General features: G+C 49.5%; 19 protein-coding genes and 1 riboswitch. Of the genes, 4 read left to right on the top strand and 15 right to left on the bottom strand.

Annotated features, from left to right (window positions below):
- Positions 1-2: 2 nt before the first annotated feature.
- The 12 genes from VIS94_03750 to VIS94_03695 all read right to left on the bottom strand — a co-directional run bounded on the left by VIS94_03750 (position 3) and on the right by VIS94_03695 (position 13,188).
- Positions 3-1,175, bottom strand: coding sequence for an ATP-binding protein (locus VIS94_03750; protein ID HEY9160183.1), 1,173 nt, complete (start codon positions 1,173-1,175; stop codon positions 3-5).
- A gap of 47 nt (positions 1,176-1,222) precedes the next feature.
- Entirely contained in the window at positions 1,223-1,981 is a 759-nt protein-coding gene (gene trpA, locus VIS94_03745) for a tryptophan synthase subunit alpha (protein ID HEY9160182.1), read from the bottom strand.
- Positions 1,978-3,129 (bottom strand): tryptophan synthase subunit beta, encoded by a 1,152-nt coding sequence (gene trpB, locus VIS94_03740; protein HEY9160181.1) that lies wholly within the window; start codon positions 3,127-3,129, stop codon positions 1,978-1,980. The genes trpA and trpB overlap by 4 nt, the downstream gene beginning before the upstream one ends.
- Positions 3,126-3,755, bottom strand: a complete 630-nt coding sequence (locus VIS94_03735; protein HEY9160180.1) for a phosphoribosylanthranilate isomerase — start codon at positions 3,753-3,755, stop codon at positions 3,126-3,128. The genes trpB and VIS94_03735 overlap by 4 nt, the downstream gene beginning before the upstream one ends.
- A complete protein-coding gene (locus VIS94_03730; protein HEY9160179.1) occupies positions 3,746-4,492 on the bottom strand; it encodes an indole-3-glycerol-phosphate synthase in 747 nt (248 codons plus the stop codon). Before VIS94_03730 ends, VIS94_03735 begins: the two co-directional genes overlap by 10 nt.
- Before the next feature lie 35 nt (positions 4,493-4,527).
- Positions 4,528-5,520 (bottom strand): anthranilate phosphoribosyltransferase, encoded by a 993-nt coding sequence (gene trpD / locus VIS94_03725; GenBank protein ID HEY9160178.1) that lies wholly within the window; start codon positions 5,518-5,520, stop codon positions 4,528-4,530.
- Positions 5,517-6,098, bottom strand: coding sequence for an aminodeoxychorismate/anthranilate synthase component II (locus tag VIS94_03720; protein HEY9160177.1), 582 nt, complete (start codon positions 6,096-6,098; stop codon positions 5,517-5,519). Before VIS94_03720 ends, trpD begins: the two co-directional genes overlap by 4 nt.
- On the bottom strand, positions 6,095-7,477 hold the full coding sequence (locus VIS94_03715) for an anthranilate synthase component I family protein (protein HEY9160176.1): 1,383 nt from the start codon (positions 7,475-7,477) through the stop codon (positions 6,095-6,097). Before VIS94_03715 ends, VIS94_03720 begins: the two co-directional genes overlap by 4 nt.
- Before the next feature lie 166 nt (positions 7,478-7,643).
- Entirely contained in the window at positions 7,644-7,937 is a 294-nt protein-coding gene (locus tag VIS94_03710; protein HEY9160175.1) for a hypothetical protein, read from the bottom strand.
- 6 nt (positions 7,938-7,943) lie between these two features.
- Positions 7,944-9,146, bottom strand: coding sequence for a PKD domain-containing protein (locus VIS94_03705; protein HEY9160174.1), 1,203 nt, complete (start codon positions 9,144-9,146; stop codon positions 7,944-7,946).
- 43 nt (positions 9,147-9,189) lie between these two features.
- Positions 9,190-11,295 (bottom strand): PKD domain-containing protein, encoded by a 2,106-nt coding sequence (locus tag VIS94_03700; GenBank protein HEY9160173.1) that lies wholly within the window; start codon positions 11,293-11,295, stop codon positions 9,190-9,192.
- A 15-nt stretch (positions 11,296-11,310) separates the two neighbouring features.
- A complete protein-coding gene (locus tag VIS94_03695; protein ID HEY9160172.1) occupies positions 11,311-13,188 on the bottom strand; it encodes a TonB-dependent receptor in 1,878 nt (625 codons plus the stop codon).
- Between the two features lie 49 nt (positions 13,189-13,237).
- Positions 13,238-13,595, bottom strand: a riboswitch (cobalamin riboswitch).
- A gap of 223 nt (positions 13,596-13,818) precedes the next feature.
- Between VIS94_03695 and VIS94_03690 the strand changes: the two genes are divergently transcribed.
- Both VIS94_03690 and VIS94_03685 read left to right on the top strand, forming a co-directional pair.
- Positions 13,819-15,285 (top strand): fucose isomerase, encoded by a 1,467-nt coding sequence (locus VIS94_03690; protein HEY9160171.1) that lies wholly within the window; start codon positions 13,819-13,821, stop codon positions 15,283-15,285.
- The gene (locus tag VIS94_03685; protein ID HEY9160170.1) at positions 15,282-17,153 is read left to right on the top strand and encodes a cellulase family glycosylhydrolase; all 1,872 of its coding nucleotides are present in this window, start codon (positions 15,282-15,284) and stop codon (positions 17,151-17,153) included. The genes VIS94_03690 and VIS94_03685 overlap by 4 nt, the downstream gene beginning before the upstream one ends.
- 5 nt (positions 17,154-17,158) lie before the next feature.
- Here the strand turns inward: VIS94_03685 and VIS94_03680 are convergent, their stop codons facing one another.
- Both VIS94_03680 and VIS94_03675 read right to left on the bottom strand, forming a co-directional pair.
- Entirely contained in the window at positions 17,159-18,391 is a 1,233-nt protein-coding gene (locus VIS94_03680) for an MFS transporter (protein ID HEY9160169.1), read from the bottom strand.
- Between the two features lie 68 nt (positions 18,392-18,459).
- The gene (locus tag VIS94_03675) at positions 18,460-19,620 is read right to left on the bottom strand and encodes a pyridoxal phosphate-dependent aminotransferase (protein HEY9160168.1); all 1,161 of its coding nucleotides are present in this window, start codon (positions 19,618-19,620) and stop codon (positions 18,460-18,462) included.
- Between the two features lie 100 nt (positions 19,621-19,720).
- Between VIS94_03675 and VIS94_03670 the strand changes: the two genes are divergently transcribed.
- The gene (locus tag VIS94_03670) at positions 19,721-21,544 is read left to right on the top strand and encodes a tetratricopeptide repeat protein (GenBank protein HEY9160167.1); all 1,824 of its coding nucleotides are present in this window, start codon (positions 19,721-19,723) and stop codon (positions 21,542-21,544) included.
- Here the strand turns inward: VIS94_03670 and VIS94_03665 are convergent.
- Positions 21,537-23,057, bottom strand: a complete 1,521-nt coding sequence (locus VIS94_03665) for a hypothetical protein (protein ID HEY9160166.1) — start codon at positions 23,055-23,057, stop codon at positions 21,537-21,539. The two genes, VIS94_03670 and VIS94_03665, sit on opposite strands and share 8 nt — an antisense overlap.
- 122 nt (positions 23,058-23,179) lie before the next feature.
- Between VIS94_03665 and rph the strand changes: the two genes are divergently transcribed.
- Entirely contained in the window at positions 23,180-23,950 is a 771-nt protein-coding gene (gene rph / locus VIS94_03660) for a ribonuclease PH (GenBank protein ID HEY9160165.1), read from the top strand.
- Positions 23,951-23,965: the final 15 nt, after the last annotated feature.

The following is a 23,965-nucleotide window of genomic DNA, read 5'->3' as shown; positions in this document are numbered from 1 at the left end:
TGTTATTGATATGAAACCTCAGATATACTTTTCCATGAAACCACTTTTATTCCATGTTTTTCAATAGTTGCACTGCCTCCATATATCAATACCGGGTTTATTGAAACATCTCCGGCAATTTCACTCCATTTATTAATTCCCGCAAAATAATCCTTATTAAGCGTCTGGCCTGATTTAATCTCCACAGGCTCAAGCTTGTCACCTTTCTCAACAACAAGGTCAACTTCCGTCCCAGTTCGGTCTCTCCAGAAGTACAGGTTTGATTCAAGCCCTCTGTTATATCTTGACTTCATGAATTCACTTATTACAAAAGTTTCGAACAATGCGCCCCGCATGGGATGATGGCTCATCTGAACTTTGTCCTGAATAGAAAGGAGCCATGACGCAAGGCCTGTATCATAGAAATAGATTTTAGGCGTCTTTATAAGCCTTTTGCTGAAATTCGAATAATGCGGTCTCAAAAGAAATATTATGTAGCTTGCCTCAAGGATAGATATCCACTCTCTTGCCGTATTATGAGTAATCCCGCAGTCGGCAGACAATGAAGAAAGGTTGAGCAGCTGTCCTGTCCTGGACGCACACATTCTTACAAACCGCCTGAAAAGGCTCAAATCCTTGATGTTTACCATTTGCCTTACATCACGCTCAATATAGGTTTGCACATAGTTTGAATACCAAACCGCCGGTTCTGGTTTTTTATCATGAACAGGTGGATAAAACCCTTTGAGAAGAAGTTCATCAATACTCGTTTTTTCTGTAAAGGATTTTATCAAACTGCATTCACTGAGATTGAAAGGCAAAAGCTGCAGCAGGGCTACCCTTCCCGCAAGCGACTGCGTGATGCTGGACAATAGTCCAAATTGCTGTGAACCAGTTAGAACAAAAAGCCCAGGGATATTCAGTGTATCAATAAATTCCTGAAGATAAGAAAAAAGCTTTGGACAGCGCTGAATTTCGTCAAGGACAGCTCCTTTACTGTATTGCGAAAGGAAACCCCTGGGATCGTTCTCGGCAGCATCCCTTAAATCAAGGTTTTCAAGATTGACATACGGCTTGTCGCCGAATACGAATCTTGCCAGTGTCGTTTTTCCTGATTGTCTCGGCCCTGTAATTGCAACCACAGGAAAAGATTTTGAAACACTCTTTAAAAAATCTTCCGCCTCACGCTTTATCATGACAAATGTTTATAGCCTGATTGGCTGATTGTCAATTCAATTCTCAATCAGCCAATCAGGTTGCTTATCAACCTTGCCGCCTCATCCGGCGGATTTGATGCGGTCATGATCCTTTCCATCAGATAACTTCCTATAATCACCCCGTCTGCAAAACCGAGAATTTCATCCACCTGCTCCTTCGACGACACGCCGAAGCCTACGCATACCGGAAGGTCTGTAATTTTTCTGATTTCCCCGACCTGACTTTTCACCTCATCCGGCAGAGCCTTGCGCGCGCCCGTAACACCCTTGACCGAGACTGCGTATATAAACCCGCTGCACTGGGATATAACTTCCTTTTTGCGTTCAAGGGCTGTTGTCGGTGCAACCAGGCGTATGAGGTCAAGCCCGGCTGACCGGGTCATGTTGAACAAATCTGCTGCGTCGGACGGCTCGTCAGGGATTATCACACCTGAAATGCCTGAGGTCTTGAGTCTTTTAAGTGTAGGCTCAAGCCCCCTGTGCATCAATGGATTAATATAGCTCATTACTATAAGCGGACACTTCACTTCCGCACTCCACGCAGGCAGGTGTTCAAAAAGCGCATCCATTTTAAAGCCTGCATCGAGTGAGGTCTTTGACGCCTTCTGCAGAACAGGCCCGTCGGCCATCGGGTCTGAAAACGGTATGCCTATTTCGATTGCGGCCGCTCCGGCATCCGAAAGCGCCCTTACTATTTTTCCGGTTGTCTCCATATCCGGAAGCCCTGCCGTTACATAAGGTATGACCGCCCTTTTCGTGTTTCTTATCGCATCAGTTATATTCATATACCTGCCTCCAGAACCGTATGCAGGTCCTTGTCGCCCCTGCCCGAGAGGTTGACTATCACCGTCTTTCCCTTGTTGTCTGCCGCGTATTTCTGAAGATAAGCTATTGCATGCGAACTTTCCAGCGCGGGCAGGATGCCTTCGAGCCTCCCAAGTATGCTGAAGCCTTCAAGCGCCTCCTTATCCGTGACAAGCATATAATTGGCCCTTTTGCTCTCCGAAAGAAAGCAATGCTCAGGCCCTGCGCCCGGATAATCAAGGCCCGCTGCAATCGAATGCGTATCCAGAACCTGTCCGTCATCATCCTGCAGGAGAAAAAACCTGGCGCCGTGAAGCACCCCAGGCGTGCCGAAGTTTATGCTTGCCCCGTGCTTCCTATCGCCATCGCCGTAGGCTTCAACGCCTATCAGCTCCACCGGATCATCAACAAAGCCTGCAAATATTCCTATTGCATTGCTGCCGCCTCCGACGCATGCAATGACTGCATCGGGCAGTTTTCCCGTTTTTTCAAGAATCTGCGCCCTCGCCTCGTCGCCTATGATTGCCTGGAATCTTCTCACCATCATCGGATACGGATGCGGGCCTATGACCGAACCTATCAGATAATAGGTATCGTCAACATTCGTCACCCAGTCGCGTATGGCCTCGCTTGTCGCATCCTTGAGGGTCGCGGTTCCGGCGCTGACTGGCACAACCTCGGTACCCAGAAGCCTCATGCGCTCTACATTCATCTTCTGGCGCTTTATGTCTTCTGTGCCCATATAGACAGCGCATTCGAGCCCGAACAGCGCGCATACCGTGGCCGTAGCAACGCCATGCTGCCCTGCCCCGGTCTCGGCTATTACGCGCCTCTTTCCCATTCTCCCGGCCAGCAGTATCTGACCAATTGCATTATTTATCTTATGCGAACCGGTGTGGTTGAGGTCTTCTCTCTTGAGCCACACATCGATGCCGTAATGTGCAGAAAGTCTTCCTGCAAAAGTAAGCGGCGACGGCCTGCCGACATAATTCCTCATGAGATCGTCGAATTCGGCCCAGAAGCTCATGTCCGAAAAATTCTTCTCAACCGCATCCTCAAGCTCAACCAGCGCCGGTATCAAAGTTTCCGGTACATACTGGCCCCCGAATTCTCCATAATAGCCTTTCATGATCTTGCCTCCAGAATGAATTTTTCGATAAGAGATACGTCTTTTATCCCCGGTGAAATTTCAACTCCAGAACTCACATCCACACCGGCAGGTCCGGCCTTCAAAATCGCCTCCCGGACATTATCCGGCGACAAGCCGCCCGCCAGCAGGAAGGGAAAAGGATATGTCCGCCATTCGGCCCTGATACCAGAGCCCATGCTGGGGTCGATCAGAATCCGCACCGGCATGTACGTTTTCGCACCATATTCCTTACGGGAAAGTCCCATAAGAACCTCTCCTGTATCAGGTCTTTCGTTTTTATAATGAAGCGAACCTGCATCCTTTATCGCCGCGATGATCCTGTATTTCTTCGATAGAGATATGTATTCTTCCGTGACCGTTGAATGGATCTGTATGGTGTCAAGCCCGAGTTTTGCGGCAATATCCATTATCTGCTGCGGACGTTCGTCATAAAAGACTCCGACCTTCTCGACACCTCTGATTTCGGCCACCCACCCGGAAACTTCTGCCGGGTCGGCGTACTTCCTGCTCATCTTTGTCAGGACAAATCCAACGGCATCCGCTCCCATTCCGACGGCGGCCATTGCGTCATCCCTTCTCGTAAGTCCGCATATCTTCACCCACATGGGAGCACTTCCTTCATGGACGAATCATTCGCCATGGCCCGGCCGATAAGCGCCGCATCATAACCCAGGCCGCCGAGTTCTTTAATTCTTGCAGAGGTGCTTATGCCGCTTTCGGCCACCTTTATGCAGCCTGCAGGAAGCAGCATGGACATCTTTTCATGGACATTCAAATCGAGTTTCAGTGTGGAAAGGTTCCTGCAGTTGACGCCCATGATTCCGGCATCGATAAAGAGCGCTTTTTCAAGACCCTCTTCGCCATGCACCTCGACAAGAGCTTCCATCCCCAGGTTTTTTCCAAAGGCATGGAGAGTCTTCAGTTCATCAAGCGTGAGCATTTCAGATATCAGCAGATAAGCATCCGCCCCCATCATTCTACCGGCTATTATCTGACGCTTGTCAGTTATGAAATCTTTCATCATGAGAGGCAGAGTCGAGCGCATTCTGATCCGTCTTAAATAATCGAGGCTGCCTTTGAAGAATTCAGGTTCGGTAAGGCATGATATCGCCGAGGCTCCTGCCCTTTCATATTTCAAGGCAAGTTCTTCCGGCTTTTCCATAAGCCCGAGGTCGCCTTCTGCCGGGGTTGCATACTTGACTTCTGCTATCACCGACATGCCCTTTTTTATCAAGGCTTCCCCGAAAGGACGTATGGGAAAGACATCCCGGATATCAAGGATATCATCAAGCGCTTCAGCCCGCTTCCTGGAAAGCCCGTACATTTTTTTTAAAAAATCCATCCGAACCCCATTCCCTTCTCAAGCATGGGTCGCAACTAATGGCCCCTTGCCCTGTTAAGAGCCTTAAATGCCAGACCCTCTTTTATAACAACACCTGCCTTGTCCACTCCTTCTCTGAAATCACGGGCCTCATCAAGCACGATAAAGGCCGCCGCCGAATTTATCAGAACCGCATCGAGGCATGGCCCGTCAACTTTTCCTGCAAACACATCTTCAATTATTTTAGCAGACTCGGCTGCATTTTTTACGACAAGGGCATCTATAGATGATCTTGCAACCCCGGCGTCTTCAGGGGTGACTGTCCCTGTAATGACTTCTCCTCCCTTCAGCAGCGCATAATCGGTCGGCCCTGAAATCGATACCTCATCCATGCCGCTGTTAACCACCATCGCTGCTTTTAAACCGAGCATCTTAAGGACATCGGCAATAGGCGTTACAAGCCCTTTGGAAAACACCCCTATAACCTGATGCGATGCAAATGCCGGGTTTGTAAGCGGCCCGAGCACGTTGAATATTGTCCGTATGCCCAGTTTTTTTCTGGCAGGCATGGCGTATTTCATGCTCGGGTGGTAGTTGGGCGCAAACAGGAACGCAAAACCTTTCTCGCTTATGGCCTTTGCAGCATCTTCCGGTCCCAGGTTGATAGGAACGCCAAGCGCCTCAAGACAGTCAGCACTGCCCGACGACGAACTTACCGAACGGTTGCCGTGTTTGGCCACCTTATACCCTGCACCCGCAAGGACAAAAGCCACGGCTGTAGATATGTTGAAAGTCCTTGCGCCGTCGCCGCCGGTTCCGCATGTATCGATAACATCTGTTCCGACATTGACCCTGTTGACCTTTGAACGCATCACCCTGGCGGCACCCGCTATCTCCTCGGGACTCTCGGCCTTTGCACGCAAGGCCACAAGAAATGCGGCGATTTCCATATCATCGGCCTTTCCTGTCATTATCTGTTCGAATGCGGTTTCGATCTCATCTTCACTCAGGTCTTTCCCTGACAGCAGCTTCTCGATGTAGTCTTTCATGAATCCCTCCTGTGTGTCGTTTCCGTAAAGCGCCTTATTATGTCGACGCCCTTTTCCGTTGCAATCGATTCAGGATGAAACTGCACACCGTAAACCGGATAATTTCTGTGTGCAATGCCCATGATCTCGCCGTCATCCGACAGGGCGCACACCCGAAGTTCAGATGGAAGAGTCGAGGTATCCCCTGCAAGAGAATGGTATCTCACCGCCCTGAATGTTTGCGGCAGACCTTCAAAAAGCCCTGTACCGTCATGCATGATCGTCGAGAGCTTGCCGTGCATAACGCTTTTTGCATGAATGATTCGTCCGCCGAATGCCTCATATATGCACTGATGCCCCAGGCATACCCCGAAAATCGGGATGTCCCTGTAAAAGCTGCGAATGACATCGAGTGAAATTCCGGCTGATTCCGGCGCACCGGGGCCGGGAGAAATGATAATGCCCAGGGGATTCATCTCTCTTATACCTGCAATGCTAACCGCATTGTTACGCCTTACGACAATTTCTTCGCCAAAGGTTGCCGCAGCCTGTACAATGTTGAATGTAAACGAATCAAAGTTGTCAATCATCAATATCATGATATGCCTCCTAGCGCCGTGCTCAATGCGCGCAGCTTGTTTTCAATCTCTCTGAGCTCTTTTTCAGGCACCGAATCCCAGACTATACCTGCACCTGCCTGAAGATAATATTCGCCGTTTTTGACAAATATCGTCCGAATCGTGATTCCAGTATCCATGTTGCCGTTATAGGAAAGATAGCCAACCGCACCTGCATACGGTCCCCGGCACATGCCTTCGAGTTCGTCAATTATCTCCATGGCCCTTACCTTCGGCGCACCTGATACCGTACCCGCCGGAAAACACGCCTTGAGCACATCGACATTGCTCATGTCGCCGAGTTTCTTTCCTTTGACGCAGGAAACGATATGCATGACATGGGAATAGTGTTTGATTCTATACTGGTAATCAACCTTGACCGTTCCGGGGCGAGCCACCCTGCCCACATCGTTTCTTGCAAGGTCCAGAAGCATCAGATGTTCTGCGCGTTCTTTTTCATCCGCCAGAAGCTCGGCCGCAAGCCTTTCATCATCTTCCTCGCTGATACCCCTGGGTCTCGTGCCGGCAATAGGCAGGGTCATTATGGAATCACCCTTGAGTTCTACCATCACCTCGGGAGATGAGCCGATCAGCGTGACATCTCCCATCTTCATATAGAACATATATGTTGATGGATTGATGCGCCTTAGCCTGCGATAGGTATCGAAGGTTTCGCACTTCGCATCGAGCTTGAGCCTTCTTGAAAGGACTACCTGAATTATATCGCCGTCAAGTATATGCTGTCTCGCCTCTTTCACGGCATCGATGAAGCCGGTTTCGCTGATCGAGGCCTCAACTATCCGGCAGGGCCCGGGTATGTCAAAGGGTTTGGATTTTACCGAATAAAGCGTTTCCTCTATGCTTTCAAATTCCGCCTCGGCACGTTTTATCGCATCTTCATCCTTCACATCACCTTCCGGGATCGTATGCAGCAGCGACATCTCCTGAGCCAGGTGGTCGAATATGAGAACCGTATCGACCTTGCCGAGTATGGCGTCAGGAAATCCCGAAGGTATCCCGGGCCTCGGCAGAACCTCTATTCCGCGCACCATATCGTAACCGATATATCCAAGGTATCCGCCTATGAATGGCGGGAGGCAGTTCGAATCAAACTCGAGCATTCCGTGCGTCGGCGCCAATGACCAAGGATCATCATGCTCTAGCACCGGGACTATGCTGTCCCGTGCGAACCTGCCCAGAAAGCTGAAAGAGCCCGGCAGAGATTCCAGCAGGAAGCCGTCTCCTTCACCAACCATAGCCGTGTACGCGCCGACCGGAGTCAGCGTGTCGCATGTAAGCCGCTTTATGACGACGACTCCCCTGTCCTTGATGTCCCTTGCAATTCTGATGTTCTTTTTCATGTCTTTTCCTTTTTTATAAAAATAAAGGGTGGCAGGCACCGAGGCCTGCCACCCTTTTTCAAGGCTGCATCAGCAACCCCCTCAGGGCATAGCCCGGTCCCCCCCATGACACCAGGGCCACCAGTTTCCATTGCTGATAATAAGAGTATTCTTCATAATTATGTTTCTATACATAGAAACGCTCGTTTGTGTCAATATCTTTTTTTAAAATAGTATTATAGATAAGAGGCTTTTCGGGGAACCTGTTCACGAAAGGCAACTTGTCAACGATAAGAACCACTTTGCCGACCAGCAAAGCCCCGATTACTGACTTACCGAATCCCGTCCATGGTATGCCGTATTCGCTCAGCATAAGATGTTTGGTGGCCAGTATCAGGCTGAATGCGATAAAGAAAAATATCGTCGATGGCAGCATCTCGAAAAAGAGAGGGGAAGTAATACCCCCCCCTTCAATAATCATTTCAAATTAGAAGCCAAGCGCAGCGTATGGCAGCAGGAAGATCGTCCCGTTGTGAGGTGTATAATTCCAGATGCTTGCAGCGAAACGGCCTGCATTTGCATTAAGCTTATAGTAAGAACTTCCGGCTGGATCGGGATCAAGTTCCCAGAGCTTGGTGCCCGTTGTCGTATCAAGGGCAGTGAAATAGTTGAAGTCACCGCTGCTGCCAAAGGTATCTCCACCGCCGACAAGAATTATCCCGCTACCGGCCCATATCAGGCTGCCTGCGCTCAAGACATCGCCGACGCCGGTTCCGGCTGACCATGACAGCGGCAGGTCGGCAATTGCAAACCGTTTGATCAGGCCTGTTTCATCCAGACCGTAATTGGTATATCCGTTACCGGTATAGATGTTCCCTTCATCGTCAGTACATACACCAGCCGAGGCACCGGTGATACCGGTAATGAGATCAACATGGATAGACGGATTATCCAGATCGATGCGGCTTACATAGCTGGTGGACGACCAGTCCGGATTATACTCCGAACGCGTTACATACAATGCGTTTTCGAACAAGACCGCATCACAGTTGCCGATCTCGGCCAGAAGAATGACGTTCACGGGGTTTAATTTAATCTCGTAGATATACTCGCTCGCGCCTACCAGAACGGTATCGGCATCCACGACCTTGATGAAGCTGCCATAGGTCATGTACTCCACCAGAGGCGGCACGCTCTCAGTTGTCAAACTCGTCAGATATTTGAATTCCTTGTTTCCGGCTGCAGTCTCCACCGCGATCTCGATTTCGGTGGAACTGTTGCCTTCAGCTACGATCATACGACCGTCCGGGAGGAAATCTATAAGCGGGGCTTCAATTATGTGCCCGTCGGCGGTTAACGGCGTGGCAAGGGTGTCCCAGGTGACAACCTGCACCGTAGCGGTGTCAGTTGATTTTTGCTTTGTATTGTCCAAAATGGTAAGGGTGACCGTGTAATTACCTGCTGCTGAATATTTATGTGTTACCACTGCCCCGGTTGCCTGTGTACCGTCCCCGAAATCCCAGGTGTATGTATTGATCTTCCCCAACAGGACAGTGGAGCCAGAGCCGTCAAGCGTGACGGAAAGATCGCTCAGTATCTGTTTGTCCGCACCTGCTTTTGCCTTCGGAAAGCAAGCGGTTAATCCAAACCCGATGATCAGAACCAGAAAAATACTTGCCATGCGTTTCATACTGAAACCTCCTCTATTGATTTAGTTATCTGCTTCATCATATTTACTCCAGAGCAATGTCCGCCACCGCGTCGATCTCGGTTGACAGTTCGCCCAGGGAGCCGCCGAGATTGCGGTCAACACCAGTCGTGATACGGATATACCGGAAACCGCTCAGGTTTGCTGCCGTCCCGGTACGGGGATCAACAGCCCATGCGATGTCAAAGGCGTCGCCGCCGCACGTTCCTGTATCAATGCCAGTCAGGATCGGATCGTCCGGGATGGTAAAATACCTTGCGGGATCGGCCATGTCAGGAAGTGCAAGTACAGGACTGAGATCGGCATAACCCCACAGTGTATACTTGCCATTAACAATGCCGTCCTGTGTATCGGCGGGAAGTTGATAGGCTGAAAAGACCTGTCCGTTTGAATAGGTCTTGGTAATCCGCTCAAAGGGTGCTCTCAGGTGTGAACCGGGGATAAGAAACCATGTAAAACCGTCTTCGCTGATCTCAACGACGCCGGGTTCTACAAAGCGCAGGGGCGCTCCGCTGTACTGGGCGTTTCCGAACACAATGAAGTCGTATCCGCCGGGATTGTCCATAACGCGGTGATCAAAAGCCAGTGTAATAGAGCCGCCGAAACCGCCCAGGCTTACAATTGAGGAGTTGTCAGGCTGAAGCGGGGTCCGTCCGCCTTTTGGCTGTCCCAGGGCCTTGGCGGGATCGTTGTATTGGGGATCGTTCACAAACTGTCCTGGAGCAGGATTATACGCACACATCATGGTCGCAAACGGCGAAGAAGCAACGATCGTTACGATACATGTTTCTATGGCGGTGCCCGCATCCCCTTCAATCGTTAGTGTCACGGAATAGGCGCCGGCGGTCTCATAGGCATGCGATACCGATGGCCCGGCTGCCGTCTGCCCGTCACCGAAATCCCAGGTATAGGTATATATCCCTTCCGGGACAATACTGCCCGATGCGTTAAAAGAGATATCTATCCCCGGCGAGGCTATTTCGGGATACACGGCAATTTCAGGGATTATAACATATTCAGCACTCACACCGGCAATCGAGAGCATGGCTATGGGACCATCACCTGCCGTGTATCTGGCTTTCATTGAACCCGAAGTGTCAAGCACGAAAAGGGCGTCTTTCGAGAAGTCAAGGACGTAAAGCACGTCCTTTGCACACAGTACCGACGATATGTATGAGCTTTCAACGGCAAGGTAATCGACGGCTCCTTTTGACAAATCAATCCTCGGGATGTTTCCTCCTATTGCGTTTGTCGCATATAGTATTCCCGATTCCGACACGCTGAAGGAAAAAGGTGCAGCCGAAAGACGATACGACTTTTCCAGTTTAAGGGTTTGGGCATCGATTATTTCGATTGTGCCGTCTCCCTCGAATCCACTGCTCTGAGGTTTGGTAATATCTCCCATATAGTGCCCGGCGCATGCGATAAGTATCTTGCCGCCAAGATTCTTGACGTCAACCGGGTCTGCACCTTCGAGTTCAACTGTCCCAAGGCTTTCAAGTGTCTTTGCATCAAAAACCGCAACAACTCCCGAACCCGCAGCTGTCAGTCCGCCGTAATAATCTGTCAGATTGGACAGCGCTACAAATATCCTTCCTCCCGACACGGCCACGCCCTCCGGATAGCTTCTGCCTGTAATCCCGGCAACATCGCTTGGCAGCGGTATGCCGGAGAGGTCAATGCTTGCTGTAACCTTCTTCTGACTGATGTCGAGAATCTCCAGCGAGTGAGAAATAAAACAGCTGACTGCCAGCTGGTTATTTCCGATAGACGCCGCATACATGGGATTTTTGTTCTTGCCGACGGAAACCTCGGCCGCCACCGACAAGTCGCTGTCTTTCAGAACCAGAATCGAGTTGCTCAAGGAATTCACTATGTACACATAAGGCTTTTCGTAAAGAATCGAGTTGGGCGCCGCCCCTGTGAGCTGAATGTTGTTGTGAATATGGCTGTTGTCATCAAGGATTGAAAGTGTTTCTGCAAGCGAGTTCACAATGATAAGGCTCCGGGACAAATCCACCGAACTGTCGATTGAATCGCTTACGATCTCCGCGTTCGTTCCCGCCTTGTCGCACCCATATGAGAATGCGAGAAGAACCACAAGAAATATGCCGATACAAAGTCTTTTCATAATCCCTCCAGATTCTTAAAACACCATACTTGCAGTCGCATAGAACGTCCTGCCTTCAAGCGGGAACCCCCTCAAGTCCACGGCCTGTTCATCGGTCAGATTCTTTACCTCTGCGCTTACGCTCACATGTTTGTACGGACCCGCCTTTATCCCGAGGTTGAATATGTTGCGGTCGGAAAGCTTCTTGGTGTTCGCCCATGTAACGAAATTCCCCTCGGTATAGTTGTAGGAGGCCCAGGCACCAACACCGATTCCCTTTATTTTATAATCGAAATCCACCTGAATATTTGCGATGTTCCTGGGCTGGCCGGGTATCTGATTTCCGTCCTTATTGGGTTCTCCGGATGTGTCGATTGCCCTGTTATATGTATAATTTCCGCTCAGCGTACACCAGTCAAACGCCTTGAAGACAACGGAAAGTTCGATTCCTTGAGCCTTTGAACGGCTGTCGTTGTAAGGTTTGTAGTAAAGGCCTGACTGTAGAACGTATACGATCTGGTCGGTGTAGCGCTGATCGAAATAGTTGAGAGAAACCGACAGCTTCCAGAATTCGACCACAGGCCCGATATCGAAGCTGAATGACTTTTCAGGCGTAAGCTCGGGATTGCCCACAATAAAACCGTGGTTATAGTAAAGCTCATAAAATCCGGGAACCCTGTAACCGGTCCCTGCATTGGCCTTCAGTTTCACAAAATCGGCGGCATTCCAAACGGCGCCCAGGCGGTAAAGCCATTCCCCTGAAAATGAAGAAGGGTTGTCATAGCGCAGACTTGCATACAAATCGAGCTGCCAGGGGCTGTATTCGGCGCTCAGGATTCCCGATTCGGTAGTCCTGTTCTTATCGCCGACCATATTGTCATCCATATTTTCATATAGATATGAAATCCCGGGCTTGACCCTTACAGGCCCTATCGGGTAAGCAGCGCTGAGATTTCCCTGATATGTCGTGCTCAATGTGTCCGCAAAAAGAGGCGCGTCAGGATCATTATATTTGTCATGCTGCCATACCCTTCCTGCATTAAGGTCCAGGTCCAGCTTTCCTGCCTTTATACTTCCCAGGAGGTTCAAGCTGTTGAACCGGAAATCCTGCCATGCATTCGGCGTGGGGTTGGTTATAATGCCGGGAATCTGTTTGCTCGATGTGCTGCCTGCGCCTGAGAATGACGCCTTCCAGATGTCGCCTTTTGCATTTACCTTTCCCATGCATGAAAACTCCTTGAAGGCGTTATTGCGCCTGACATCCTCGAAATCGTCGGAATCATCATATTCGGTGCCGTTGTTGTTGATGTAGGTGAAATCACTGTCGGATTTTCTGCCGGAGATATTTGCATTTATACCCAGATGATCGCCAACCGGGACCGAGGCGCCGGCGCGGCCGTCCCATGTCTCATAAGAGCCGTAGGTCAGGGCAGCATCGGCCTGGGGTTTTCCAGAAGAGTCTTTTGTGATGATGTTAACAATCCCGCCCATGGCGCTCTCGCCGTAAAGCGCGGAATCGCTGCCCCGTATTATGTCTATCCTTTCGACCTGAGAAAGGGGAAGCTTTGAAAGGTCGACCCCGCCTCCTGCAGGCGAGTTGAGGCGCTGTCCGTCCAGCAGCACGAGGCACTGGTTCGACCCGGCCCCGCGCATGGTAATGCTGGAATAGCTGCCGAGGCCTCCCATGGAGCGGACATTCGCACCTGCCGCCCGGTCAAGTACATCTTCGGTCGTGGAATACCTGTCTGAAAGTTTTTCAGTATCTATGGACTGGCCGAAGGCTGAAGGCTCTTCGGCAATTTCATCGGTATCTTCCTTATCGGGATTTGAAATGACATAAATCGTATCGGCGCGGAGCTTACCTGCTCCGAAAATGACAAACAATATAAAAATGGTTAAAACAAATTTCTTCATTGGGGTTTTTCTTTCCCCAAAAGGTCAATCATCCTGAGCACGACGGATAAAGCCTTTCATTCCTGCGGATAGGTCTTCTGACTTACGGATCGTCCGGAATGTTCATTAAGGCATCGCCTTCCCATTAGTACAGGCCGTGATAACTGCGCATAACTTTGTCGCTCATCATCTCGTCATTACGGCGTACGCTAAAAGTACGCCTCATTCCTCGATTTCGTCGCTCCGCGTTCTGCTTTGTTCTGACGGCCTGTTGTAAAACAAAATGTACTCGTTTTACATCAACAGTGGCGTTTTATTTTGCCTTTCCGTCCCCGTTTACAGCGGCGGGCCCCGTCCCGGAATCTCACCGGGTTCCCTTGAATCCGCAGCAGGGTAAAAGGTAAAATATCAGCAGGTTAATGGTCTTGTCAATGGCGAGAAATCGTTGTGTGATATGTAGGGTTCTATTGCTTAGACACATAGTTCCGAAATGTGTACATCAAATTCCGCCATGCCAGAGTGAAACCATGTGCAACTTGTCGCCCTTACTTTATGAATATATTTTATCCTTTCTCATGGTTCCTTTCTCTTGACATCCAAGACAATGGGGAAAATAAATGTCTGAAACAATTTCAGCAGGAGGTTTTTCAAATGAAAAACATACCCATTGTTGTACCTGGCATCGTCGCTGTGAGCAGAAACTGTTTTCCACTTGAACTCTCAAGGAGGCGCAGGGATGAGGTTCATAAGTACTGCACTGCGTCAGGCCTTAAAATAAAGAAGATCGGCACGATAGTTGAGACCGAAAACGACATAGTCAAGGCCGAAGACGAATTAATTGAATCTGGCGTCAATGCCCTCATAGTCTATCTCGGAAACTTTGGCCCTGAAGGCCCTGAAACCCTTCTCGCACAGCGCTTCGACGGCCCGGTCATGTTCGTAGCGGCGGCCGAAGACGGCGATCTTATGGGAGGCAGGGGTGATGCATACTGCGGAATGCTGAACGCGTCGTATAATCTCGGACTGAGAGGACTGAGGCCTTATATCCCGGAATATCCTGTCGGAACCCCCTCTGAAGTAAGCGGGATGATTGCAGATTTCATACCCATCGCCAGAGTAATGCTCGGTCTTAAATATCTGAAAATTTTCACATTCGGTCCCAGGCCTCAGGACTTCCTTGCCTGCAACGCACCGATCAAACCGCTTTACGACCTCGGCATAGAGGTCATGGAAAACAGCGAACTCGACCTTCTTGAGGCATACGAAGACACAAAGAACAGCCCTCTGGTAAAAAAAATAGAATCATCCATGAAAAAGGAAATTGCATCATTCCCCTACCCTGACCTGCTGCCGAAGCTGGCAAGATATGAGGCGGCACTGCTCGAATTCATGGACAGGAATCTGGGCGCAAGCTCATACGGCGTATTCGCAAACAAGTGCTGGCCCGCATTCGAGAGGTTCTTCGGATTTGTCCCCTGCTACATAAACTCTCGTCTAGCGGCGCAGGGCATACCGGTCAGCTGCGAGGTGGACATCTATGGAGCCCTGAGCGAATATATCGCTCTCTGTGCAGGCCTCATGCCGGCCACTCTTCTTGACATCAACAACACCATCCCGGCACAGATGCACAAGAAATCCCCGGCGCTTAAAAAATACAAATTGACAGACTTGTTCATGGGATTCCATTGCGGCAATACGCCCTCGGTCTGCCTCGTAAACCCGGAGCTTAAATATCAGCTCATCATGCATCGCCTCATTGAAAACGGCAAGGAACCCGACATCACCCGCGGCACGATGGAAGGCAGGATGACGCCCGGCAAGGCCACCATATTCAGACTTCAGGGAACCGCGGACGCAAAGTTGAACGCCTATATCGCTCAGGGCAAGATAATAGATCACGACACCCCTTCCTTCGGTTCAATTGCAGTTATAGCCATAAAGGAAATGGCCCGGTTCTACCGCCATGTGCTCATCGAAAAACGCTTCCCGCACCACACCGCAGTCGTACAGGCGCCAGCAGGCAAGGCCATATTTGAAGCGCTCAAGATGCTGGGCATCAAAGATATCTTCTATAATTTACCGGAAGATGTTTTATATCCTACGGAGAATCCATTTTGAAGATTGACGGTGAATGGTTCAAGGACGACGAAGGACGCACACTCCTGCTTAGAGGAGTGAATCTCGGCGGCAGCAGCAAGATCCCGGTAAAGCCCGGCGGGACGTGGATGAAGGAAGGCTTTTACGACTACAGGGACGTATCATTCGTGGGAAGGCCTTTCCCTCTGAGCAAGGCGGATGAGCATTTCGCGCGATTGAAACACTGGGGTCTCACGTTCGAGCGTTTCATCGTCACCTGGGAGGCCATCGAGCATGCAGGGCCCGGAATATATGACGAGGCATACATCGACTATGTAAGGGCCGTCCTCGAAAAGGCGGCGGGGTACGGGATAAACGTTTTCATCGACCCCCACCAGGATGTTTGGAGCCGCTGGACGGGTGGTGACGGAGCGCCCGCATGGACAATGGAAATGCTTGGCATGGACATAACGAAAATGCATGAGACGGGTGCCGCCTTCGTTCACAACATCCACGGCAACCCTATCCCTCACATGATATGGGACACAAACAACTACAAGTTCGGCACATGCACCATGTTCACGCTTTTTTTCGGCGGGAAAGCATTTGCGCCGAAACGTATGGTGGAAGGCGTCAACGTGCAGGAATTCCTCCAGAGCCATTATATAAATGCGATCAAACATCTGGCTGAAAGGCTGAAAGACCTGCCGAATATAGTGGGATACGGAAGCCTCAACGAACCGCAATGCGGATATATCGAGTTCAAGGACCTCTCAGGCCTTGGCGACATGCGCTTTATCGGCGAGGCTGCACCCAATCCGCTTCAGTCCATGGCAGCTGCTTACGGCATCCCTCAAGAGGTTGACAGGTACAGGATGCACATAACCGGCTCGAAGAAAATAGGCAGAGTCATGGTCAATCCTTATGGTGAGCGGCTCTGGAAGGACGGCTTTGAATGCGTATGGAAAGAGCACGGCGTCTGGGATATTGTTGACGGCAAACCTAAAATCCTGAAGCCTGATTATTTCAACACGATAAAAGGCAGGAAGGTAAGCTTCGTAAACGACTGCATCAAGCCTTTCGTAAACAGGTTCGCCCGTGAAATAAGGAGCGTGAGCCCTGAAGCATTCATATTCATTGAGGCGGTTCCCGGCAAGGATTTCCCTGACATGGGACCTGATGACGCCGGAAATATTGTGAATGCAAGCCACTGGTATGATGTGCTCATGGTCTACCGCAACAAGTTCAGTCCGTGGTACACCGGAGATGTTTACACGGAGAAACTGGTAATCGGCAGAAAGAGAGCCCTCAGATCCATGGCCAACCAGATAGCTCATATCAAGGGATTCAGCAGAAAGAATCTGAGAGGCGCTCCCACGCTCATCGGCGAATTCGGGTTGATGTACAAGCTCTACGACGGAAAGGCATACAGGACGGGCAACTACAAAAAACACATACAGGCGCTTGATTCATATTATCAGGCCATGGATCAAAACCTCACAAGCGCTACAATCTGGACATATACCGCTGACAACAACAACCTTCACGGCGACAACTGGAACGAGGAGGACAATTCGATATTCTCTCGCGATCAGCAGGATAACCCATCTGACATAGATTCAGGAGGCAGGGCAATTGCCGGGTTCTGCAGGCCTTATGCAGTCAGGACAGGCGGCACGCCCTTATCAATGAATTTCAATCTGAAGAAAAAAATGTTCACCTTCACTTTCAGGCCAGATGATAAAATAAAGGCTCCGACCGAGATATATGTCCCGCGCTTCCAGTATCCATACGGGTACCTGGTTGATACGTCATCAGGAAGGGTAGAACGGAACACTGAAAATCAGACTCTCCTTATCCATGATGCAAAAGGGGATACGGTTACGGTCAAGGTGATGCAAAAGAAATGAGTCCTTCATCGATGAATTTCTTTGCGCCCGGACCTGATTGAAAAAAGGATAGACGCAGCGACACAGGATAAACCGCAGATAAGAACCGTATACGGCGAACCGAGCTTTGATGAGAGCATGCCCACGATAAGACTCCCGAAAGGCACCATGCCTGCTATGGCCATTGCATAAAGACTCATTACCCTTCCCCTCATCTCCTCCTGAACAACCGTCTGAAGGATGGTGTTGCAGGAGGCCATCTGTACTATCATCCCGAAGCCCATGAAAAAAACCAGAGTCATTGATAGAATATATGATGCAGAAAAGGAAAACCCCACCAGACCTATCCCGAATATTGCCGAAGTTATTGCTATAAGCCTGGTCAATCCGGAGGTGTCCTTCCTTGATGCAAGGTATAAAACGCCGATAAGCGCGCCGAGGCCTGAAAAAGATGAGAGAAGACCCAGCGTGCCCGGCCCGCCGTGAAGCTGGTCACGTGCAAAATAAGGCATCAGAACCGTGGCGGGCATGCCGATGAAACTCATAATACAGAGATGAAGAAGTATATTCCTGATCGGTATATGCCTGAATGAGTAGGTATATCCTTCAACAAGCCCTTTCAATATGCTTTTGTCTCCGGCTGTTTTCTCCTTGAACGACAGCTTCATGGCAAGAAGTGCGAATATTATTGTCATGAAGCTTAATGTATTGACAAGAAAGCACATGCCCTCCCCTGCATACGCAATGACAATCCCGGCAATCGAAGGTCCTACCAGGCGGGCGCCGTTGAACATGAATGAATTAAAGGCAATGGCATTGCCAAGGTCTTCCTTCTCCTCGACTATGTCGATTACAAACGACTGTCTTGCAGGCATGTCGAAGGCGTTTGCAATTCCCAGTACCGAACTCAACACAATCAGATGCCAGACACCCACCATACCGGTAAAAGTCAGTATTGTAAGTGCAAGAGATTGCAGCATGGAAACGATCTGAGTAATCATAAGGATATTGCGGCGGTTATGCCTGTCGGCATATACCCCGGCCAGCGATGCAAAAACAAATATCGGCACCTGTCCGGTGAAACCAATAAGCCCCAGATAAAAGGTCGAATCCGTTATGCGGTAAACAAGCCATCCCATGGCAATCTGCTGCATCCATGTGCCTATGAGCGAAAGCCCCTGACCGGCAAAGAAAAGACGGTAATTCCTGTGACTGAATGCCCTCAGCAGAAATTTAATACTGGATATGTCTTTAGCCATGATTATTTGTGAAGACGGATGAATCCGTTCCGGATAACGATACAAGCGTCTGGAACCGATTTCTCAGCCTAACCCCTCAGCCTGTCGACAACATTCAAAAGTCCAGGCGCCATGCCTGTTATTGCGCTCTCGGAAGTGCAGTAAGCAAAGCGCACATACCCGGGCCAGCCGAAGCCCGTGCCCGGGACTGCCAGTATCTTTTCACCGGCAAGCGCCCTGCAGAACTCCACATCGTCCTCTATGGGCGACTTCACGAAAAGGTAGAATGCGCCTTCGGGTCTTGCATAGGTCAGGCCTGCATCATCCATTACACCGGTAATAAGGTCTCTTCTCTTCTGGTAGTTTTCCACATGAATGTTCATGTCGATGCATTCCGCCATAACCATCTGCATGATTGCCGGGGCATTCACGAAACCAAGGATCCTGTTCGCCATGATGAACGTATCGATCAGTTCCTTCCTTTCGGGAATTCCCGGATTGACCGCTATATAACCTATGCGCTGGCCGGGAAGGGAAAGGTCTTTCGAAGCGGAGGTCACCACCACCGAATTAGGCACGGTAGCCAGCACGGATGGAAGCTTTATGTTATCAAAGACAATGCGCCTGTAGGGCTCGTCCGATATGAGCAGTATGCCGGGAAATCCATCAAGCAGGCCCTTGAACCCGTCGAGTACGGACTGGGGATACACCCTTCCTGAAGGATTGTTGGGGGAGTTGATTATTATCGCCTTTGTTTTTTCTGTTATTGCCTTTCTTATATTTGTTATATCCGGCATGAAATCTTCACTGCACTTTACAACGACGAGTCTGCCGCCGAAGTTCTCCACATAAAAACCATATTCTACGAAATAAGGGGCAAGTGTTATGACCTCATCGCCGGGATTGAGTATCGAACGCAGCACGACATTCATCGCCCCGCCCGCGCCGCAGGTCATGATAATATCGTCGCCGGAAACATTAACCCCATATTCGCGGCGGACGAATTCCGCAATACAGTGCCTCACCTGAGGGTATCCCGCGTTGTGCATGTAGCCATGGTTCATCTCTCTGGCAAGCCGCTCTATTACGGCCAGCACCTCTTCCCTGGGCGGTACGTCAGGATTTCCGAGGCTGAAGTCAAAGACGTTGTTCGTCCCGAATTCCTGCTTAAGCCTTACGCCCTCTTCGAACATCTTCCTGATCCATGACGATTTTTCCGCATAGCCTTTCATCTGCAGTGATACGAACATAATTCCTCCGAATGGTTATCGAGTATATCAGGGTTGTTTACGGCTGTACAGCATGCTAAAGTTAAAAAGAATGGGGATAAAGCATAGAAGAACCTCTTTTATGATTCTGCTTGGCATTCTTGTTTTCGGGCTCTATTTCAATATTATCTACAATAAGCCTACGAACTGGGATGACCCGGTCCTGATCGAAAATCCGCAGAATTATGCGCCCTCCATGGACAATATCAGAAGAATTTTCACTATTACAGACACAGGCACATGGCAGCCCGTACGCGACCTGTCGTATGTAATCGACTATTCGATCCTTCCTTCAGACCCTGTCCTGGCAATGCATATCCACAGCATTCTGCTCTATTTTTTTATGTGTCTTGCTGTTTTCATGTTCTTATATGAACTGCTTTCGGCGTTGGGAAAGGATGATAAAACGGCCTTCCTCGCCTCAGCCCTTTCAACAATATTATTTGCTGTTCATCCGGTGCATGTGGAAACTGTTGCATGGCTATATGCAAGGAAAGAGCCGCTGCTCGGATTATTTACCATGCTAAGCATGTGGGCTTTCGTAAAGGCGAGAAGGGGCCATCCGGCATATTTTACAGCAAGCGCCGTTGCGCTAATACTGGCAGTCCTTTCAAAACCGACCGCCATCGCACTGCCAGCAGCCATGCTCGCAGTCGATATTGCCATTCAAATGTACAACCCGGAAAGGGGCTTCTGGAAAAGAAGGGCCATTTTCTTTGCGCTCATCCTTCTGTTCATACTGCCGTTCACCTTCTGGTTCATGAAGATGATTTACTCTGCGGGCGGTGTAAAGCCATATCATGGCGGAACGTTCGCAAAAAACATGCTGGCCGTATCCCAGATATGCATCGAGTATATAAGGCTCATCGCATTCAACATTGATTTCGTGGCGGATTATCCGATCAAGCTCCATACGTCTGTCAGGGACTGGCATGCCTGGATGTTCGTTTTTCTCAACCTTGTGCTTGTTTCATCGGCCATCTTCTTTCTCATAAAAAAAGGATTTGTCGCCTTCATATTCATCGCTTGGTACTACATCTTCATCCTGCCGGTATCACATATATTCCCGATTTCACAGACCCTTGCCGACAGGTACGCATTCCTGTCCTCGCTCAGCTGGTGTGTCCTGCTGGGATATCTTCTTGCCTCCCTTCGGTTTAAGCGTTTAAACTTCAAAAAACTATCACCGAACCTTCCCGCACTTGCCGCCTTTGTCATATTCGCCATGATAGTTTCCGCATATTCTTATATGACCTGCAGGCAGACCTTCATATGGCGGAATTCACAGACGCTGTGGGAAAACACGGTTGTCAGGTTTCCCAACTCCAACTCGGCCAGTGTTAATCTTTCTGTAATATATATAGGACAGGGCAGATATGAGGCAGCCCAGCAGCTTTGCGTCAATGCGATCAGGAACCTGCCTTACGACTATCTTGCCATCTCCAATCTGGCGCTTGCACAGATGCTTATGGGCCAGTACGACAACGCGATACATAACTACAAAGAGGCACTCAAGCTGAGTCCTGATATGGACAGGGCGAAAATGGGTCTTGCCAACTGCTTCTGGCAGAAAGGCGACTGGAAGACCTCATGCAACATCTATCTGACGCTTATCGAGTCCGGCTATAATATCAAGAGTTCCGGCCATGAAGGACTTGTTCTTGCCAGGCTTTCCTTTGCCGCAAACAAGATGGGAAATAAAACCGAATCAGACAGGCTGCTTGAAAGGGGTTATGCAGTTTCCAGAGGCCGCCCGGAATTTCTGGTTTCGATTGCCGAGATAGCAACGAGCCTGGGAAGGAAAGATATTGCCGCCAGAGCCTACAATTCCGTTTTGCCCATGCTTAAAAAACCAGAAGCCAGAGCCAGGATCAAATCAAGGCTTGACAGTCTGAATTCTAACTGAGCCTTTTTGGCCAGACCCTTATAAGAAGATATGCCCTGTCAAGATCAAGTCTCGCCTTGAGTTCAGCCGACATGCTTTTCCTGATATCCTTCAGGAGTTTTTCCGCGTCTTTTGTCGATGCAGCTATGTAGGCTTCACCACCTACCGGGACAAAGCACCTTCCAACCACACCGGGGCGGACGGCCGAAAGATTTCCTCTCATTACAAGGTCGTCATCAAAGACCATAAGTGGCTTATGATTCGCACAATATGACAGGATAACCGACGGGTTGTTCAGCCTTGTTTCATAATAAGGGCTGAGCCATGTCATGGCTGAAACAGCGATAACGACAAGAACAATGGCAACACTGTAACGTTTTTTCAAAGCCGCATAAAAAATTACCGAACTGCAGACCGCCAGAGCCAGCATGATTCCGGCATCGAACATTCCGGGATGAAGCGATCCAAATGGAAACTTCATGATGTAAGTGGCCGGGATTAATAAGACCATGATTGCAGTGGCAGCAAATGAAACCAGACCGGTTTTACCTGACTTCTCGAAGGCCTTACCACCGCCGGACACCCAGTTTCCAATCATAATTGATACAAAAGGTGCGGCAAGAACGGAAAAGCTCTCCGGGCATCTGCCTGACAGCCATAGAATGACGAGGCATGCTGAAAATGCAATCTTTGCAGGCAGAAGGTCTCTCCACATAATGAATTCTGCCGGCCTTGCTGAATATATCCAGGCAGGTACAAGAAGAAATATCCACGGAAGACAGTTCTTGAAAACCAGCCAGAGTGAATTGAAGAAACCCAGGTTTGTTCCCTGTGAGAGCGCACCTTTCATATAATTCCATCCGCCTCCCAACCAGTAGACTGCACATACGGCAATTAAACCACCGGCAAAGAGAATACCTGCGGCGATGGGTTTTGTTTTCAGAAGCTCTTTGGGTGAAAGGTCGAGAAGGATGAGAAGGACACCCGATACAAGAAAGAAAAACAGATAAACAGGCCCGCCTGTTATTATTGAAACAACTGCCAGTATATATGCGGGTATGTATATGATCCTGCTTAGATTTCTCAGATAAACCACCGAAAAAATCATGAAAGATATGACGGATGTCATAACCGGCAGGGCTGAAGGGTCTGCCTTTCCGAATATCGAGATAATGCCGAGGCTTGTAACGGTCAAAATTGATGAGATTACTCCGGTTTTCAGGTTCCACATGTATCCGGCAAAAAACATGACTGTAAGGCCCATTAGAATTCCAAGCGCAGCCGTCCCCAGTCTGGAAACAAACAAATCTCCCCCTGCCACAGAATAGATCATAATCACAAGGGGGTTCTGGTTTCCGAGTATGTATCCGCCAAGCCTTGGAATAAGGCTGAAGCCCTGACTCATTTCTCTTGCCGAGCTAACCAGCCAGGCCTCATCGGGCAGTGCGGTATTAAATATAAGAAATGAAGAAAATGCCAGTATCGAAAGGACAAGAACAAATATGAAGGATAATAAATATTTCAGAAATCTCAATCGAGCCTCCAGAATAAAGGGTTTACATGCGCACCCTGTAAGTGTCAAGAATCTATCTGCCGTTGACACATCATGCATCTATACAGTATGACCTTTAGACCAAACGAAGGGGCAGGAAGCATATGGCGTCCATTGAAGAAATACTTAAAAACAAAGGCGTAACCACTCCAAAGGTCTCCAAAAGATATGATGGCAGGGAACCCGATCAGATAAGACAGGTAAGTATTACAAGAGGTTACAGCAAGCATGCCCTGGGCTCATGCCTTATCGAGATGGGCGATACGAAGGTAATCTGTGCCGCAAATATGGAAGAAAAGGTCCCGCCTCACATAAAAAATACAGGAACCGGATGGGTTACCGCCGAATATGGAATGCTTCCATCTTCAACAAACCCCAGAAGCACAAGGGAATCTTCCCGGGGAAAAGTAGGCGGAAGGACTCATGAAATCCAGAGGCTAATCGGAAGGTCCTTAAGGGCGGCCATAGATACAAGACTTCTCGGTGAAAAGACCATATGGATAGACTGCGACGTCCTCCAGGCGGACGGGGGGACAAGGACAGCCTCCATTACCGGCGCATGGGTTGCGCTTGATGATGCAGTAAGGGCTTTGATGAAGCAGGGCCTGATATCGCGAAATCCCATGATCGACCAGGTGGCAGCCATTTCTGTCGGAATTTTCGAAGGAACACCTATGCTGGACCTCAATTATAATGAGGACTCAAAGGCGGAAGTTGATATGAACGTCATAATGACAGGAAAAGGCAGGCTAATCGAGGTACAGGGTACAGCCGAAGGCCAGCCCTTTTCAAAAGAAGACCTTCTCGAAATGCTCGACCTCGCTGAAAAAGGTATCCGTGAACTCATGGAAAAGCAGGTCGCTGCCTTCAGGTAAGGGACTGATCCTTAT

It is taken from the genome of Desulfomonilia bacterium (assembly GCA_036567785.1).
Classification (GTDB): domain Bacteria; phylum Desulfobacterota; class Desulfomonilia; order UBA1062; family UBA1062; genus DATCTV01.
The sequence above is the reverse complement of the archived record's forward strand: the minus strand, read 5'-3'. Positions and strand labels throughout refer to the sequence as shown.

Excerpts from the sequence above, each read along its gene's own strand:
- VIS94_03750 (HEY9160183.1), bottom strand. The coding sequence starts at position 1,175 with ATGATAAAGCGTGAGGCGGAAGATTTTTTAAAGAGTGTTTCAAAATCT.
- trpA (HEY9160182.1), bottom strand. The coding sequence starts at position 1,981 with ATGAATATAACTGATGCGATAAGAAACACGAAAAGGGCGGTCATACCT.
- trpB (HEY9160181.1), bottom strand. The coding sequence starts at position 3,129 with ATGAAAGGCTATTATGGAGAATTCGGGGGCCAGTATGTACCGGAAACT.
- VIS94_03735 (HEY9160180.1), bottom strand. The coding sequence starts at position 3,755 with ATGTGGGTGAAGATATGCGGACTTACGAGAAGGGATGACGCAATGGCC.
- VIS94_03730 (HEY9160179.1), bottom strand. The coding sequence starts at position 4,492 with ATGGATTTTTTAAAAAAAATGTACGGGCTTTCCAGGAAGCGGGCTGAA.
- trpD (HEY9160178.1), bottom strand. The coding sequence starts at position 5,520 with ATGAAAGACTACATCGAGAAGCTGCTGTCAGGGAAAGACCTGAGTGAA.
- VIS94_03720 (HEY9160177.1), bottom strand. The coding sequence starts at position 6,098 with ATGATATTGATGATTGACAACTTTGATTCGTTTACATTCAACATTGTA.
- VIS94_03715 (HEY9160176.1), bottom strand. The coding sequence starts at position 7,477 with ATGAAAAAGAACATCAGAATTGCAAGGGACATCAAGGACAGGGGAGTC.
- VIS94_03710 (HEY9160175.1), bottom strand. The coding sequence starts at position 7,937 with ATGATTATTGAAGGGGGGGGTATTACTTCCCCTCTCTTTTTCGAGATG.
- VIS94_03705 (HEY9160174.1), bottom strand. The coding sequence starts at position 9,146 with ATGAAACGCATGGCAAGTATTTTTCTGGTTCTGATCATCGGGTTTGGA.
- VIS94_03700 (HEY9160173.1), bottom strand. The coding sequence starts at position 11,295 with ATGAAAAGACTTTGTATCGGCATATTTCTTGTGGTTCTTCTCGCATTC.
- VIS94_03695 (HEY9160172.1), bottom strand. The coding sequence starts at position 13,188 with ATGAAGAAATTTGTTTTAACCATTTTTATATTGTTTGTCATTTTCGGA.
- VIS94_03690 (HEY9160171.1), top strand. The coding sequence starts at position 13,819 with ATGAAAAACATACCCATTGTTGTACCTGGCATCGTCGCTGTGAGCAGA.
- VIS94_03680 (HEY9160169.1), bottom strand. The coding sequence starts at position 18,391 with ATGGCTAAAGACATATCCAGTATTAAATTTCTGCTGAGGGCATTCAGT.
- VIS94_03675 (HEY9160168.1), bottom strand. The coding sequence starts at position 19,620 with ATGTTCGTATCACTGCAGATGAAAGGCTATGCGGAAAAATCGTCATGG.
- VIS94_03670 (HEY9160167.1), top strand. The coding sequence starts at position 19,721 with ATGATTCTGCTTGGCATTCTTGTTTTCGGGCTCTATTTCAATATTATC.
- rph (HEY9160165.1), top strand. The coding sequence starts at position 23,180 with ATGGCGTCCATTGAAGAAATACTTAAAAACAAAGGCGTAACCACTCCA.